At 70.9% G+C, this 15,284-nt stretch carries 11 protein-coding genes; 5 read left to right on the forward strand and 6 right to left on the reverse strand.

Annotated features, from left to right (window positions below; genetic code table 11):
- Positions 1-21 precede the first annotated feature (21 nt).
- Together LXN57_RS09875 and LXN57_RS09880 are read left to right on the forward strand one after the other, a co-directional pair.
- Entirely contained in the window at positions 22-1,050 is a 1,029-nt protein-coding gene (locus LXN57_RS09875; RefSeq protein WP_251797725.1) for a glycoside hydrolase family 11 protein, read from the forward strand.
- Between the two features lie 64 nt (positions 1,051-1,114).
- Positions 1,115-2,782 carry a glycoside hydrolase family 43 protein gene (locus tag LXN57_RS09880; protein ID WP_251797726.1) on the forward strand — a complete coding sequence of 556 codons (1,668 nt, stop codon included), beginning with the start codon at positions 1,115-1,117 and terminating at the stop codon, positions 2,780-2,782.
- Positions 2,783-2,797: 15 nt separating this feature from the next.
- On the opposite strand, the gene LXN57_RS09885 is transcribed toward LXN57_RS09880, so the two are convergent.
- On the reverse strand, positions 2,798-4,318 hold the full coding sequence (locus LXN57_RS09885) for an alpha-N-arabinofuranosidase (protein ID WP_251797727.1): 1,521 nt from the start codon (positions 4,316-4,318) through the stop codon (positions 2,798-2,800).
- A gap of 280 nt (positions 4,319-4,598) precedes the next feature.
- Between LXN57_RS09885 and LXN57_RS09890 the strand changes: the two genes are divergently transcribed.
- The 3 genes from LXN57_RS09890 (at position 4,599) to LXN57_RS09900 (ending at position 7,723) form a co-directional block, all read left to right on the forward strand.
- The gene (locus LXN57_RS09890; RefSeq protein WP_251797728.1) at positions 4,599-5,894 is read left to right on the forward strand and encodes an ABC transporter substrate-binding protein; all 1,296 of its coding nucleotides are present in this window, start codon (positions 4,599-4,601) and stop codon (positions 5,892-5,894) included.
- A gap of 75 nt (positions 5,895-5,969) precedes the next feature.
- Positions 5,970-6,890, forward strand: coding sequence for a carbohydrate ABC transporter permease (locus LXN57_RS09895; RefSeq protein WP_438872860.1), 921 nt, complete (start codon positions 5,970-5,972; stop codon positions 6,888-6,890).
- A 2-nt stretch (positions 6,891-6,892) separates the two neighbouring features.
- Positions 6,893-7,723, forward strand: a complete 831-nt coding sequence (locus LXN57_RS09900) for a carbohydrate ABC transporter permease (protein ID WP_251797730.1) — start codon at positions 6,893-6,895, stop codon at positions 7,721-7,723.
- Here the strand turns inward: LXN57_RS09900 and LXN57_RS09905 are convergent.
- The 5 genes from LXN57_RS09905 to LXN57_RS09925 form a co-directional block, all read right to left on the reverse strand.
- A complete protein-coding gene (locus tag LXN57_RS09905; protein WP_251797731.1) occupies positions 7,701-8,948 on the reverse strand; it encodes a sensor domain-containing phosphodiesterase in 1,248 nt (415 codons plus the stop codon). The genes LXN57_RS09900 and LXN57_RS09905 overlap by 23 nt on opposite strands.
- A gap of 108 nt (positions 8,949-9,056) precedes the next feature.
- Entirely contained in the window at positions 9,057-11,411 is a 2,355-nt protein-coding gene (locus LXN57_RS09910) for a putative bifunctional diguanylate cyclase/phosphodiesterase (protein WP_251797732.1), read from the reverse strand.
- Complete coding sequence (locus LXN57_RS09915) at positions 11,401-13,479, reverse strand: sensor histidine kinase (RefSeq protein ID WP_251797733.1); 2,079 nt, start codon at positions 13,477-13,479, stop codon at positions 11,401-11,403. Before LXN57_RS09915 ends, LXN57_RS09910 begins: the two co-directional genes overlap by 11 nt.
- A 99-nt stretch (positions 13,480-13,578) precedes the next feature.
- Positions 13,579-14,589: a sensor histidine kinase gene (locus LXN57_RS09920; protein WP_251797734.1), complete on the reverse strand. Its 1,011-nt coding sequence runs from the start codon at positions 14,587-14,589 to the stop codon at positions 13,579-13,581.
- Complete coding sequence (locus LXN57_RS09925) at positions 14,582-15,277, reverse strand: response regulator transcription factor (RefSeq protein ID WP_251797735.1); 696 nt, start codon at positions 15,275-15,277, stop codon at positions 14,582-14,584. The genes LXN57_RS09920 and LXN57_RS09925 overlap by 8 nt, the downstream gene beginning before the upstream one ends.
- Between the last annotated feature and the right edge of the window lie 7 nt (positions 15,278-15,284).

Genomic DNA, 15,284 nt, shown 5'->3' on the forward strand with positions numbered 1-15,284 from the left:
CGCCTAGGAGGACACACTCAGATGACCGCAGAATCCGCCCGTCCCCAACGCCCCCGGCGGGGCCGCCTCCGGCTGCTGCTCGGCACCGCGTGCGCCGCCGTCCTGGCCGCCGGCGGCACCATGGTCGCCGCACCCAACGCGTACGCCGAGGCCGACCGGACCCTCACGTCGAACCTCACCGGCACGCACAACGGCTACTACTTCTCGTTCTGGAAGGACAGCGGCAACGCCAGCATGACGCTGCGCGCCGACGGCCGGTACACCAGCAGCTGGGACCGCAGCACCAACAACTGGGTCGGCGGCAAGGGGTGGGCCACCGGCAACCGCCGAACCGTGACCTACTCCGGCAGCTACAACCCGGGCAACAACAACACCTACCTCGCCCTGTACGGCTGGACCCGCAACCCGCTCATCGAGTACTACGTCGTCGAGAACTTCGGCAGCTACAACCCGAGCAGCGGCGCCACCCGCATGGGCACCGTCACCACCGACGGCGGCACCTACGACATCCTGCGCAGCCAGCGGGTCAACGCGCCGTCGATCGACGGCAACCAGACCTTCTACCAGTTCTGGAGCGTCCGGCAGCAGAAGCGCAGCTCCGGCACGATCACCACGGCCAACCACTTCGACGCCTGGGCCCGCGCCGGACTCAACCTCGGCACCAACCACAGCTACCAGGTGATGGCGACCGAGGGCTACCAGAGCCAGGGCAGCTCCGACATCACCGTCCGCGAGGGCACCGGCGGGGGCACCACCAACCCGACCACTCCCCCGCCGAACAACGGCAGCAACTGCACCGCGGTGCTCTCGGCCGGCGAGCAGTTCGGTGACCGGTTCAACCTCAACGTCTCCGTGCAGAACACCAGCAACTGGACCGTCGGGCTCTCCCTCAACGGCGGTCAGAGCATCCAGAACAGCTGGAACGCCGCTGTCTCCGGCACCACCGGAACAGTCACCGCACGACCGAACGGCAACGGCAACAACTTCGGCGTGACCATCATGGCCAACGGCAACTGGACCTGGCCCACGGTCACCTGCCGGACCAGCTGATTTGCGGATCTTCCGTGGCGCGGCGGTGACGGCCGCCGCGCCACCTCCAAGGGGAAGGGTTGTCATGACGATCGCCAAGGCCGCTGCCTCCTCCGTCGGTGACGGCGGGACCGACCACTGGATGATCCGGAACCCGGTGCTGCCCGGGTTCCACCCGGACCCGTCGATCGTGCGGGTCGGCGCCGACTACTACATCGCCACGTCGACGTTCGAGTGGTACCCGGGCGTCCGGGTGCACCACTCGACCGACCTCGTCCACTGGCAACCGCTCGGCGGCGCGCTGACCGAGCGGCGGCTGCTCGATCTCGCCGGCGCCGCCGACTCCTGTGGCATCTGGGCGCCCAATCTGACGTACGCCCATGGGTTGTTCCATCTGCTCTACACCGACGTGGCCACGTTCGCGGGCGGCTACTGGGACCCGCAGAACTATCTGGTCACCGCGCCCAGCATGGCCGGCCCGTGGTCGGACCCGGTGGTTCTGCACGGCCGCGGATTCGACTCCTCGCTGTTCCACGACGAGGACGGCGCCACCTGGATGCTCTCGATGCGCGCCGACTGGCGACCGGGCCGCAACCGCTTCGCCGGCATCGAGATCCAGCGGTACGACCACGACGAGCGCCGGCTGACCGGTCCGGCCCGGCTCATCTTCGAAGGCACCGACGCCGGTCTCACCGAGGCGCCCAACATCTACCGCAAGGACGGCTGGTACTACCTGGTCACCGCGGAGGGCGGCACCAGCTGGACGCACCAGGTCACCGTCGCCCGGTCCCGGCACCTGTTCGGCGAGTACGAAGTGGACCCCGGGGGCCCGTTGCTGACCTCGTCCGGACGTCCGGATCTGTCCCTGCAGAAGGCCGGTCACGGCAGCCTCGTGCAAACCCCGGCCGGCGAGTGGTACCTGGCGCACCTGGTGGCCCGGCCCTACGCGCCGACCGGCCGCTGCGTTCTCGGCCGGGAAGCCGCCCTGCAAAGGGTGGACTGGGCGCCCGACGCCTGGCCCCGCATCCACGACAGCGTGCCGGCTGAGCGGGTTCCGGCCCCGGCCGGCGTCGTCATCACCGCCCGGCCGCCGTCCTCCGAGCAGGTCGAGGACGACCACTTCGACGCGCCCGTGCTCGGCCCCAACTGGTCGACCCTGCGCCGCCCGGCCACCCCGGACTGGATCGACCTGTCCGCCCGCCCGTCCCACCTGCGGATCCACGGCGGTCAGTCACCGATGGCCCGGCACCGCCCGAGCTTGGTGGCCCGCCGGGTGACGGCCCAGCAGTGCACCTTCGAGGCGACGTGCGAGTTCGAGCCCGGCAACGCCCGCCAGCTGGCCGGAGTCACGGCGTACTACAACTCCCGCAACTGGTACTACCTGCACTGGACGGCCGACGACGACGGCACGCCGGTGCTCGATCTGCTCGTCTGCGACAGCGGGCACGTCACCACCGCGCCGGGCCTGCGGACCGTGGTCGACGGTGTGCCCCGGATCGGTCTGCGCATCCGCCTGGACGGCCCGGCCCTGACCTTCGCCTACACGACGAACCCGGGCCCGGCGCCGGTCTGGTACGACCTCGGCCGCACCTTCGACGCCACGACCCTGTCCGACGAGTACGCCGCCACGATCGTCCCCGGTGAACCCGAGGCGTGGGGCTTCACCGGCGCCTTCGTCGGGCTCTGGGTGCAGGATCTCGGCGCCGAGGGTGGCTACGCCGACTTCGACCGGGCCGTCTACCGAACGGACTGACTCACGCGGACCGGCTCACAGAGCGCCGCTCACGGTGACGAACGAATGGGCCGGCAGGTGTGCCCGCAGCCGGCCACCGGCCACCGTCACGCCGTCGTACGAGCGCGGCGTGACGGCCGACGGGGCCTGCGGGGTGTTGTGGTCCTGCAGCGCTCCGGACGTCAGGATCAGCGCCTCGACCGTCTCGACGGCGCCGCCCCGCAGCTCGATCTCGACGTCGGCGGCCGTGTCGGCGTCGAGGTTGGACAGGGAGATCAGCAGCCGCCCGTCCTTGCGGCTGGCCGACATCGACACGGTGGTCAGCGTGGCGTCGCCGACCCGGCGCGACGGCGGGGCGGTGCGGAAATCAACCCGCAGCGACGTCGCGTCCTGATGACCGCGGTTCATCCGGAACACGTGGTAGGTCGGGGTGAGCACCATGGCCTGCGAGTCCGGGTCGGTCAGGATCATCGCCTGCAGCACGTTCACCGTCTGCGCGATGTTGGCCATCACGAGGCGGTCGGCGTGCCGGTGGAACACGTCGAAGTGCGTCCCGGCCACGAGGGCGTCGCGCAGGGTGTTCTGCTGGTAGAGGAAGCCCGGGTTGGTGCCGGGCTCCACGTCGAACCACGTGCCCCACTCGTCCAGCACCAGGCCGACCGAGCGGCCCGGGTCGTAGCAGTCCATCACCGCCGCGTGCCCGCTCAGGATCTCGTCGATGCGGGCCGCGGACACCATCGTCGTGTAGTACTCGTCGGTGTCGAACGCGGTCGCCGAACCCTTCTGCTCCCAGGTGGGGCCGGTCAGCGTGTAGTAGTGCACGGACAGCGCGTGGTACGCCGTGCTCTCGATGTGCCGGCAGCCGAGCGGCCCGAGCTGCTTCATCAGCGTCTCGGTCCAGGCGTAGTCGGCGCTGTTGGCCCCGGCGGCGATCTTGTAGAGCTTGTTGTCGCCGTAGTCGCGGCAGTAGGTGCCGTAGCGGCGGGCCTCCTGCGCGTAGTGCTCAGCGGTCATGTTGCCGCCGCATCCCCACGCCTCGTTGCCCAGCCCCCAGAACCGCACCGGCCACGGCTCGTCGCGTCCGTTGGCCTGGCGCAACCGGGCCATCGGCGAGTCACCGGCGCGGGTCAGGTACTCCACCCATTCGCTCATCTCGCGAACCGTGCCGGAGCCGACGTTGCCGGCGATGTACGGTTCCGCGCCGAGCATCTCGCAGAGCGCCATGAACTCGTGCGTGCCGAAGTGGTTGTTCTCCTCGACCCCGCCCCAGTGGGTGTTGACCATGACGGGCCGCTGCTCCTTGGGCCCGATGCCGTCACGCCAGTGGTACTCGTCGGCGAAGCAGCCGCCGGGCCAGCGCAGGTTCGGGATGCTCAGCTCGCGCAGGGCGTCCACGACGTCGAGGCGCAGGCCGCGCTCGTGCGGGATGTCGGAGTCCTCGCCGACGTAGAACCCGCCGTAGACACAGCGGCCCAGGTGCTCGGCGAAGTGCCCGTAGAGGTGCCGGCTGATCCGAGGTCCGTCGAGGTCGACGTTGAGCACAGCTTCGATGGCCATTCAGGAGCCTTCCGGTCGGCGGAGAACGTCAGTTCCGGACGCAGCGACGCCGAAGGACGCCGCCGCAGACCCGGCCCAGCTCGGTGGACTGCACGGATGCAACTTCCGATCCTCTGCGAAACGTTTCAGTTCGGTGTGCTGCCGCCGCTTCGAGAGTTGCACGTTAGCAACAACTTCCACCTCATGGTGACGAGTATCTTGACATGCACATTGCTCACTTCATAGCTTGGCTTCACATTCCGGAAACACTCCGAAACTTTCGGTACCGAGAGGTGACTTCATGGCGCCTAGAAGATTTCTGGCCGCGGCTGCCGTCGTGGCGATGAGCACGATGGGCCTGGCCGCCTGCAGTGGTGGCGACGAGGACGGGGGCGGCTCCGACTCGGGCGGCAACGTCGAGATGACGCTCTGGCACAACTCCACCACCGGTCCCGGCAAGGCGTTCTGGGACAAGGCGGTGGCCGACTTCCAGACGGCCAATCCGACCGTCAAGATCAAGATCCAGTCGATCCAGAACGAGGATCTGGACGGCAAGCTGCAGACCTCGCTGAACTCCGGTTCCGCGCCCGACCTCTTCCTGCAGCGCGGCGGCGGCAAGATGGCCGCGATGGTCGAGGCGGGTCAGCTCAAGGACATCACCGGCGACATCACCGATGCGACCAAGCAGGCGGTGGGCGACGCCGCTCTGGGCACCGGCCAGGTCGACGGCAAGACGTACTCCGTGCCGGTCTCGATCCTCCCGGGCGGCTTCTGGTACAGCAAGGACACCTTCAAGAAGGCCGGTGTGACCGCCACACCGACCACCATGGAGGAACTCACCGCGGCGGCGAGCAAGCTCAAGGCCAACGGGACGCCGATCGCGCTCGGCGGCAAGGACGCCTGGCCGGCCGCTCACTGGTACTACTTCTTCGCCCTGCGCGCCTGCAGCCAGGCCTCACTCGACGCCGCGGCCAAGGACAAGAACTTCGGCGACCCCTGCTGGACCAAGGCCGGCGAGGACCTCAAGACCTTCTCCGACACCAAGCCCTTCAACGACGGCTTCCTGACCACCTCGGCCCAGCAGGGCGCGGGCAGCTCGGCCGGCCTGATCGCCAACGGCAAGGCGGGCATGGAACTGATGGGCTCCTGGGACCCGGGCGTGATCGCCGGCCTCACGAAGGACAAGAAGCCGCTGCCCGACCTCGGCTTCTTCCCCTTCCCGGCGGTTGCCGGCGGCCAGGGCGACCCGGCCGCGATCATGGGCGGCGCCGACGGCTACTCCTGTTCGGCGCAGGCGCCCAAGGAGTGCGCCGACTTCCTCAACTACATCCTCACCAAGCCCGTGCAGGAGGCGTACTACAAGGCCTTCAACTCGCTGCCGGTGAGCAAGGAAGCCCAGGGCGCCGTCACCGAGGACTACCTCAAGGCCGTCCTCGACGCCTACAACAAGGCCCCGTACGTGTCGCAGTGGCTGGACACGGTCTACGGCCAGAACGTCGGTAACGCCCTCAACATCGGCGTCGTGAACCTGCTGGCCGGAAAGGGCGACGTGGCCGGCATCATCAAGTCCGTGAACGACGCGGCCAAGAAGGGCTGAGAAAGCGTGGCGCTCACTCACGAGGCGCCGGGCGATCGTGTGCGCGACGGAGGCGGCGTTCAGGCGCCGCCCCCGTTGCGCCCCCGCCGGCGCGGCATCGGCTGGGCCCAGCGGCTCGAGATCGCGGCGCTGTCCGGGCCGGCGATCCTGGTGTTCGTCGGCTTTGTGATCTTCCCGGTGCTGATGGCCGCGTACTACGGCTTCTACCGGTGGAAAGGTTTCGGGAAGCCGACCGACTTCGTCTGGTTCGACAACTACGTGACCATCCTGCAAGACAGCTCGTTCCACGATGCGCTGTGGCACAACGGCCAGATCCTCGTGCTGTCACTGGTGCTGCAGGGCCCGGTTGCGGTCCTCCTCGCTCTGCTGCTCAACCGCCGGATGCGGGGTCAGTCCGTCATCCGGGTGCTCATCTTCGTGCCGTACGTGATCGCCGAGGTCATCGTCGGAACGGCCTGGGCCCTGATCCTGCAGACCAACGGCGCCGCGAACGACGTGCTCAGATCCATCGGTCTCGGCGGAGTCGTCCAGGACTGGCTGGCCAACCCGAAACTGGCCATCTGGTCGCTCATGTTCATCCTGACCTGGAAGTACGTCGGGTTCGCGGTGATCCTGTTCCTGGCCGGGATGCAGAACATCCCCGACGAGCTGAGCGAGGCGGCCGCGGTCGACGGCGCCTCCTTCTGGCAGACCCAGCGGCGCATCACCCTGCCGCTGCTCGCGCCGACCATCCGGATCTGGGCGTTCCTGTCGATCATCGGCTCGCTGCAGCTGTTCGACCTCGTCTACATCATCTGGGGCCAGTACGTCGCCGCGACCGCCGGCACCTCGACCATGGCCACCTACATGGTCACCGAGGGCCGCAACGCGGGCAACTACGGCTACGGCAACGCCGTGGCGGTCGTGCTCTTCATCATCTCCATGGTCATCGCGCTGATCTACCAGCGCTTCGTTCTGCGCCGGGACACCGAGGGCGCACTCACCGAAGGGCGGTAGGAATGGCCGCGACCAGAGATTCCGGGCGCAACCTGACTGTCTACCTCGCCGCCCTGATGCTGATCGGCCTCATGCTCGGGCCGGTCATCTACATCATCGTCGGCGGGTTCCGGACCAACTCGCAGATCACCGTCGACCCGGCCGGCCTGCCCAACCCGTGGGTGTTCGAGAACTACACCGACATCCTGGCCAGCGAGAACTTCTGGCGCCAGGTCGGCAACTCGACGATCGTCGCGGTCATCACCACTGTCGCTGTGGTCGGCCTGGGTGTCATGGCCAGCTACGTCCTGGCCCGGTACAAATTCCGCGGCCGCGGGGCGATGTACGCGCTGTTCGCCGCCGGGCTCATGTTCCCGGCCACGGTCGCCATCACGCCGCTCTACATCCTGGTCAAGAACCTGGGCCTGGTGAACACGCTGCCCGGCGTGATCCTGCCGCAGATCGCATTCGGCCTGCCGGTCACGATCATCATCCTGGTGCCGTTCCTGCAGGCCATCCCCAAGGAGATCGAGGAGGCCGCCGCCATCGACCGCTGCAGCCGGCTCGGCTTCTTCTGGCGGATGGTGCTGCCGCTGTCGGTCCCCGGACTGATCACCACCGGGATCCTGGCCTTCGTCGGCAGCTGGAACAGCTACCTGCTGCCGCTGTTCATTCTCAACGACCAGGACACCTTCACGCTGCCGCTGGGGGTGCAGGCCTTCGCCTCGCAGTACTCGGTCGACACGGCGAGGGTGCTCGCGTTCACCTCGCTGTCCATGATCCCAGCGCTGGTGTTCTTCAGCCTGTTCGAACGCCGCATCGTCGGCGGTCTCACCGGCGCGGTGAAGGGCTGAGATCGGGCCGGCCGCATCGTGCGCCCTCCGGGGCCTGCGGCCGGCCCCAGAGGTAGCCCTGGCCGAAGGGCACACCGATCTCCTGCAGCGCGTCACGCTCGGCTGGGGTCTCGACTCCTTCGGCCAGCAGCGCGGCGCCGATCTCGCCGGCGAAGCCCACCAGGGACCGGGCCAGCGCCCGGCGCACCGGGTCCTGGTGGACGCCGCGGACCAGCGAGATGTCGAGCTTGATGGTGTCCGGGCGCAGCTGCAGGATGTGGTTCAGGCTGGCGAACCCGGCTCCGGCGTCGTCGACGACGACCTGGATCCCGGCCGCCCGCAACGGCGCCAGGTGGGCGTTGAGCTCGTCGTAGTCGCCGACCGGGGTGTGCTCGGTGAGCTCCACCCCGATCCGGCGGCCGGCGTGCGGCAGCAGCAGGTCACGAGCGGCCGACGTGCTCACCGCCTCGGGCGACAGGTTGATCCCGAGCCACATCGCGGCGGGCAGGCCGTCACGCAGGCGCAGGGCGTGTTCGAGGGCGAGCAGCTCGAGATCGATGCTGAGCCCGCAGACGGCGGCCGCGGCGAACGCCCGGTCCGGGGTGGCGAAGGCCGCCGGCTCGAAACGGGACAGCGCCTCGAACGCGACCGTGGCCCCGTCGGCCAGGCGGACGACCGGTTGCACCACGGTCCGCACGGCGCTCGTGCGCAGGATGTCGCGGACGACGGCCTCGGCCCGCCGGGTCTCCCGGCTCGCGAGGGTGGCGGCGCTGCCCAGGTGGTCGCCGATCAGGTCGGCGAGCATGCTCATGTAGCGGGCCGCGGGGATGTCGAGATCCGGGTCGGCGCTGCGGCTGAGGCAGCACAGCATGCCTGCCACGTTGCCGTCGGCGTCACGCCAGGGCGCGCCGACGTAGGAGCCGATGTTGAGCTCCCGGGTCACGTCGAGCTCGCGGGTGACCGGGTGCCGGCGCGCATCGGTGATGGTGGCCGGAAGTGTGCCGGCGACGACCCGCGCGCAGAAGGAGCCGGCCAGTTCGGTGCCCTCCCCGACGGTGACGTTCATGCCGGTCGTCAGGCCGGTGGCCGCCGTGATCACCTGCTGTCCCCCGGAGAACCGCGACAGCCAGGCCACCTCCATGCCGAGGTAGGCGCGGGCCAGGTCGAGCAGCCGTTCGATCTGCGGGTCACCGGAGCCGTCAGCACCCGCGGCCGGCGACCCGGCGGCACTCGTCGCCGTGGACATGGTCACGATCGTTGCCCTTCCTCCCACCGGCCGGCGGCCGGCCCTACCTGGCTCTGATCGGCCACCGCCATCCACTCTTGAGTTGTCCCGTCCGAGCGATCCCGCTGCTCAGCCCCCGCTCGGCAGAGCCGGCCAGGTGCTCCGGTCGGCGACGGTGGAGAGCGTCAGCTGGGTGGCCGGGCCGTGCGCCGGACGATACGTGGCGATGTCCTCGGGCGGCATGGGGCGGCCGTAGAAGTAGCCCTGGGCGTAGCGGTAGCCGAGCTCGTACAGCCGGGCGGCCTGCTCGGCGGTCTCGACGCCCTCGGCGACGGCGCGGAGCCGCATGCCGTCACAGATGCTGATCAGGGCGGCCACCACCACCGCCTGCGGGCCGTCGGCGGTCACGTCGTCGACGAACGACTTGTCGACCTTCAGGACGTCGGCCGGGCACGTACGCAGCAGTCCCAGCGAGGAATGGCCGGTGCCGAAGTCGTCGAGCGCGATCTTGACGCCCAGGGCGGCGATGGACTTCAGCTCGTCGAGCGCCGTGCCGCCGTCGAACACAGCGGTCTCGGTGACCTCGACGGTGAGGACGTGCGGCGGCAGACCCGTACGCCGGAGCACGGCGGCGACCTCACCGGCGAACCCGGCTTCGCGCAGCTGCCGTGCGGAGACGTTCACGCTGACCGAACCGGGTGCGGCGGCGCCCATCGTCTGCTGCCACCGGATGGCCTGCCGGCACGCCTGCTCGAGGATCCAGGCGCCCAGCGGCACGATCAGACCGGTGCGCTCGGCGGCGGGGATGAACACCGCGGGCCCGATCGGGCCGCGATCCGGGTGGGTCCAGCGCACCAGGGCCTCGACCGCGGCCAGCTCGCCGCCCGGCATCGCGACGATCGGCTGGTAGAGCAGGTGCAGCTGGTCGGTGTCGAGCGCGCTGCGCAGGTCGGCGGCGAGCCGGGACTGCTCGGCGGTGCGCTGGTCCATCCGGTCGTCGAAGACCACGTGCCGGCCCTTGCCCTGCCCCTTCGCCTCGTACATCGCGACGTCGGCCCGGCGGATCAACTCGCTCGCGGTGTCGCCGGCGCGGGCCTCGGCCAGCCCCACGCTCGCCTCGACGACCAACTCGTGAGCGGCGGCCGGCAGCGGCCGGCGCAGGCCGGCGGTAATCGCCGCGAGGGCGGCGCAGTGCCCGCCCCGCAGCAGGACGGCGTACTCGTCGCCGCCCAGCCGGGCCAGCACGGCGCCGGCCGGCAGCTGGACCGCGATCCGCTCGGCCACCGAGACGAGAAGCGCGTCACCCACGGCGTGCCCGAGGTCGTCGTTGATGGCCTTGAAGTCGTCCAGGTCGATCAGGGCGACGCTCACGCCGGCCGGCCCTTCGGTCAGCGCGGCGTCGATCTCGGCGATCAGCACGGTGCGGTTGGCCAGACCGGTGAGGCTGTCGTGGCCGGCCTGGTGGGTCAGTTCCCGCTGGCGGGCGTCGAGGTCGTCGAGCAGCCGGGCGTTGTCCCGCAGGGCGACGATCTGCCGGGCCGCGACCAGCAGCGTGACGGCGACCGCGCCGACCGCGACCCCCAGCAGGTCCGGCGCCCGGGTGACGGCGCCGGTCAGCAGCAGCGCGCCGGTGGCCAGCACCGCCGTGTACGGCAGAACGCTCGGCCGGCGCGACAGCGGCCGGGATGCGGGCCGGCCGGCCCGGGTGGCCCGCAGCTGACGGTCGGCCGCCAGACAGACCAGCAGGCTCGTGGTCGGCAGCAGCACGTGCCCGATGTTCAGGTAGGGGCGCTCGGCGAGCAGGGGCGCCATGGCGCCGCCGATGGCCCCGACGCCGCCGGTCAGCGTCAGGATGTAGAGGGCGCGACGGTCGATCGGGCCGGTGCCGGTGAAGGAGACCTTGACGAAGGCCAGCATGCCGATGACCGCGGCGGTGGCGACGACCACCACGGAGGCCGTGCCCGCGGCGCTGCCGTCGGTCCAGCTCTCCCAGCGCGGCAGAACCAGGTACCAGCCGAAGACCAGGACGGTGACGACCATCGTCGCGACATCCAGCCCGAAGCGCGTCCACTCCATGCCGGTCCGCTGCGCGCCGGGGATGCGCAACAGGCCCAGCAGCATCAGCAGCAGACCCGCGATGTAGAGCATCGCCGTGAGGCCGCCGATCTGCTGGCCGGGCTGGTCGCCGCTGAAGTAGTCGCGGGCCGCCGCGGCGGAGGCCAGGCCCAGGCCGATCATGCCCGCCGAGACGTACCGCCAGAAGGTCCGCCCGGCGGCCCCGGCGCGCCAGGACGTGACGGCGGCAATCGGGACGGCGAACAGGAGCAGCATCCAGCCGGCCCACTGGGGTGTCGGGCGGAGCAGGCCGATCAGGAACCACACCCAGGCGATCGCGTCCACGGCGATGGCCGCGGTGAGCGTGCGGGTCAGCCGCCACGGGGGAACCGCCGTCGGGCCGGGGCGCCCCGATTCGTCACCCCGCATGGCGGGCGCGGTCCTGCGCTGCCGGGCCCATGCCGTGCGCTCTCAGGCCGGCCCGGCTGAATCCCGTCCGGGCCGGCGACGGGCCGTCCTCGCGGGTGTACGGGACCGTGACCACGAAGACGGCGCCGCGCGGCTCGTTCGGCTGATAGGCGATCTCCAGACCGCTGGCCCCGGCCAGCTGCCGCACCAGATAGAGGCCGAGACCCGTGCCGCTCGTGCTGACGGCAACCCCGGTCTCGGCGCGGGCGAACCGGTCGAACAGGCGCGGCACGAACGACACCGGCACGCCCTCGCCGTGGTCCGCCACCCGGATCTCGACATGGTCGGGACGGTTGGCCACGGTCACCTCGATCGGAGGTTCCCCGTACTTGGTGGCGTTGCTCAGCAGGTTGCCGAGGATCAGTTCCAGAAGCTTGCGGTCGGCCTGCCCCCGCGTCTGATCCGGGGCGACGACCCGGACCGGTGTGCTCTCGCCGGCCTGGTGGGCGCTGACGACGCCGCGGACCAGGTGGCAGAGGTCGAGGCTGACGGGCCGGGCCCGCATGGCGCCCGCGTCGAGCCGGGCGAGCGTGAGGACGTCGTTGACCAGTTCGCTCGCCCGGTGCCCGGCCGAGGTGATGCGCCGGACGTCGCTGTGTTTGTCGCCCTCGGACGAATGGTCCCAGTCCTCGAGGAGCAGCTCGCCCAGCCCCACGATCTTGGTGAGCGGCTGCTGGACGTCGTGGCTGAGCATCGCGATGAAGTCGGCCAGGTGGGCGTTGGCCTCCTGGAGCTGCTGGGCGCGTTGCTCGAGTTCGGCCTCGCCGGCCAGCCGGGCCCGTTCCAGGGCGCGGCGCTCGGTCATGTCGACGATCTGGGTGGCGAAGTGCGTCGGTCGCCCGTCGACGTCGCGCAGCAGGGCGCTGGTGGTCGCGGTCTCGCGGATGTGCCCGTCGGCGTGCACGTACCGGACCTCTCGGCGGAAGCTGTCGGCGCGCTGTTCGAGGAAGGCGCGACCGTGGGCCCGGACCGCCTCGAGGTCGTCGGGGTGGATCATGTCGGTGTACCGGCGGCCGATCAGATCGGCCTCGGTGCGGCCGAACAGCCGGCAGGCCGCCGGGTTGACGCGGATGAACCGGCCGCGGACGTCGGTCAGCGTCATGCCGATGGCCGAGTCGTCGAAGATCTTGCGGAACCGTTGCTCGCTGCTGGTCAGATCCTCATGGCTGCGGCGGGCACGGGCGATCGCCACGACGACCAACAGCCCGACCGCGGCCGCGCCGATCAGCGCGGCCCGGCCGGCAAGGTCGTTGTCGGCCTGGGCCGCGTACAGCACGTTCTCGCTGACGGTGGCCGACAGCTTCCACGGCGTGCCGGCGATGGGTGTGGAGGAGTACCGCCACCACTGATCGCCGGCCCGGTAGCGACCGTGGTCGCTCCGCCCCACGGCCGCGGCGAGCGGCCCGTTCTCCTCGGCCAGCGTGGGAATGTCGGCGTCGAGCGGCCGGTTGGCGGCGACGATGCTGCCGGCCGAGTCGACCAGCTGAATCTGCGCCCCGGACAAGGACAGGGCGCTGGTCAGATAGGCCGAGAGCGGGCCGTCGCGCACAGTCACCGCCCCGGAGAACACCCGCCGCCCTGACAGGGAGTCGAACGGCACGGCGAACGCGACCACCGGCACGCCCCGGACCGCCGAACGCACGACTGGCGACACCGCCGGCCGGCCCTCGCGCAGCGCAATGCGGAGATGGGCGTACCGCGACGTCAGTTCCGTGCCGATCACCGCGGGGTCGGACGGGGTCACCTGCAACGCCCGCCCGCGATTGTCGATCAGCACGGCGGCCGGGTAGCCGAAACCCGCGACCGCCTGGCGGAACTGATCCGCCCCGACGGAAGCGCCGGTCAGGGAGGCGCGGGCCTGCACGCTCTCGCGCTCGATGAGGTCGGCGGTGTAGCTGGTGACGAAGTCCCGCATCAGCGACACGCGCAACTCGAAGCGCTGGGCCACCGCCTGGCGGCTTTCGCGCTGCTGCCACAGCAGCCCGGTCGTGGCGATCGCGGCCAGCAGCAGCCAGATCAGCAACGGCAACGTCGCGGATCGCCAATAGCCGAGCGCACTGCGAGCAGACCGCACACTCCCCCGATCGGCACCGGACGGGAAAGGGCTGAGCGGTTAGGCCCGACGGGTCTACGTGCGGGCCGGCAGGCGCACCTCGAAGCGGCAACCACCGACGACGTTGCGGGCGTGCACCTGCCCGCCGTGCGCCTCGACCAGGCCCCGGACGATCGCCAGGCCGAGCCCGCCCCCGCCGGCGGCCCCGGGGGTGCGGGCGCGGGTGCCGCGGAAGGCGACGTCGAACACGCGCGCGAGGTCCTCGTCGGGGATGCCGCCGCAGCTGTCCGACACCGAGAACCACACCGTGCGGCCGTCCCGCCCGGCGTCGATCCGGATGGTCCCCTGGGCCGGGGTGTACCGCACCGAGTTGGTGAGCAGATTGTCGAGGATCCGGTTGAGCTCGGCCGGGCCCGCGGTCACCACGGGCCACTCGCGCTGCCCGGCCACGACCCGGATCCCCCGGCGGCCGGCCAGTGGCGCGACCGCGGCCACGGCGTCGGACACCACGTCGGCCAGGGGCAGGTCGGCCGGGGCGAGGCGCAGCGCGCCGGCGTGGATCCGGGACAGCTCGAAGAGGTCGTCGACCAGGCCGCTCATCCGGTCGGTCTCGGCGCGGATCCGCTCGTGGTAGACGGCGACGGTGGCCCGGTCGGCCACGACGCCGTCCTGCAGGGCCTCGGTCATCGCCCGGAGCCCGGCGAGCGGCGTCCGCAGATCGTGCGAGACCCAGGCGACCAGATCCCGGCGGCCGGCCTCCATCCGCCGCTCCTGTTCCCGGGCCTGCGCCGCCCACATGGCCGCGGCGGCCAGCCGGCGCCCGAAGATCACCCCCACGGCCAGACTGACCAACGCCGAGGCGGCCACGGTGAGCAGCACGACCTGCATGTCGTGACGGGACAGGAACATGGCCCGCGCGACGGTGACCACGCCGGCCACGACCGCGGCCACGGTGATGGCCAGCAGCACGCACACATGCACAGCGACGGACCGCCCGCGCAGCATCCGCAGCGCGATCGCCCCGAAGAGGCCGACCACCCCGCCCGCGGCCAGCGAGTACAGGCCGATCAGCAGGATGTCACGCATGGCCGGCCCTCTCGTAGCGGTAGCCGACGCCCCACACGGTCAGCAGGCGCACGGGAGCGGCCGGGTCGGCCTCGATCTTCTCGCGCAGGCGGCGGACGTGGACCGTGACGGTCGACTGGTCGCCGAACTGCCAGCCCCACACCTGGTCGAGCAGTTGCGCCCGGGAGAAGGCCCGGCCCGGATGGCGCAGCAGGAACTCGAGCAGGTCGAACTCGCGCACTGTCAGCGCCAGCGGATGACCGCCGAGTTCCGCGGTCCGCCGTCCGGTGTCAGCCGTCAGGTCGCCGTCGCGCAGCAGCGCCGGGCCCGGCGGCGGCGCCGGTGCTGTCCGGCGCAGCACCGACCGCACCCGCAGCACCAGCTCGCGCGGACTGAACGGCTTGGTCACGTAGTCGTCCGCGCCCACCTCGAGACCGAGCACCCGGTCACTCTCCTCCCCCAGCGCCGTCAGCATGACGACAGGCAGGTCCGGCCGGTCACGCCGCAGCCGGCGGCACACCTCGAGCCCGTCGACACCGCCGAGCATCAGGTCGAGCACGACGAGGTCCGGGCACTCGGCGTCGACGGCGGCCAGCGCGGCGAGGCCGTCGGCGACCAGCCGCACCCGGCAGCCGTCCTGTTCGAGGTAGCGGCGGACGACATCGCTGACGGTCGGGTCGTCGTCGACCACGAGAACCAGGTGGGTCACGCTGGGA

The organism is Paractinoplanes hotanensis (assembly GCF_023717965.1).
GTDB lineage: Bacteria > Actinomycetota > Actinomycetes > Mycobacteriales > Micromonosporaceae > Actinoplanes > Actinoplanes polyasparticus.

Coding starts and splice junctions, on each gene's coding strand:
- LXN57_RS09885 (WP_251797727.1), bottom strand. CDS start 4,318: ATGGCCATCGAAGCTGTGCTCAACGTCGACCTCGACGGACCTCGGATC.
- LXN57_RS09910 (WP_251797732.1), bottom strand. CDS start 11,411: ATGCGGGGTGACGAATCGGGGCGCCCCGGCCCGACGGCGGTTCCCCCG.
- LXN57_RS09900 (WP_251797730.1), top strand. CDS start 6,893: ATGGCCGCGACCAGAGATTCCGGGCGCAACCTGACTGTCTACCTCGCC.
- LXN57_RS09890 (WP_251797728.1), top strand. CDS start 4,599: ATGGCGCCTAGAAGATTTCTGGCCGCGGCTGCCGTCGTGGCGATGAGC.
- LXN57_RS09880 (WP_251797726.1), top strand. CDS start 1,115: ATGACGATCGCCAAGGCCGCTGCCTCCTCCGTCGGTGACGGCGGGACC.
- LXN57_RS09905 (WP_251797731.1), bottom strand. CDS start 8,948: ATGTCCACGGCGACGAGTGCCGCCGGGTCGCCGGCCGCGGGTGCTGAC.
- LXN57_RS09875 (WP_251797725.1), top strand. CDS start 22: ATGACCGCAGAATCCGCCCGTCCCCAACGCCCCCGGCGGGGCCGCCTC.
- LXN57_RS09920 (WP_251797734.1), bottom strand. CDS start 14,589: ATGCGTGACATCCTGCTGATCGGCCTGTACTCGCTGGCCGCGGGCGGG.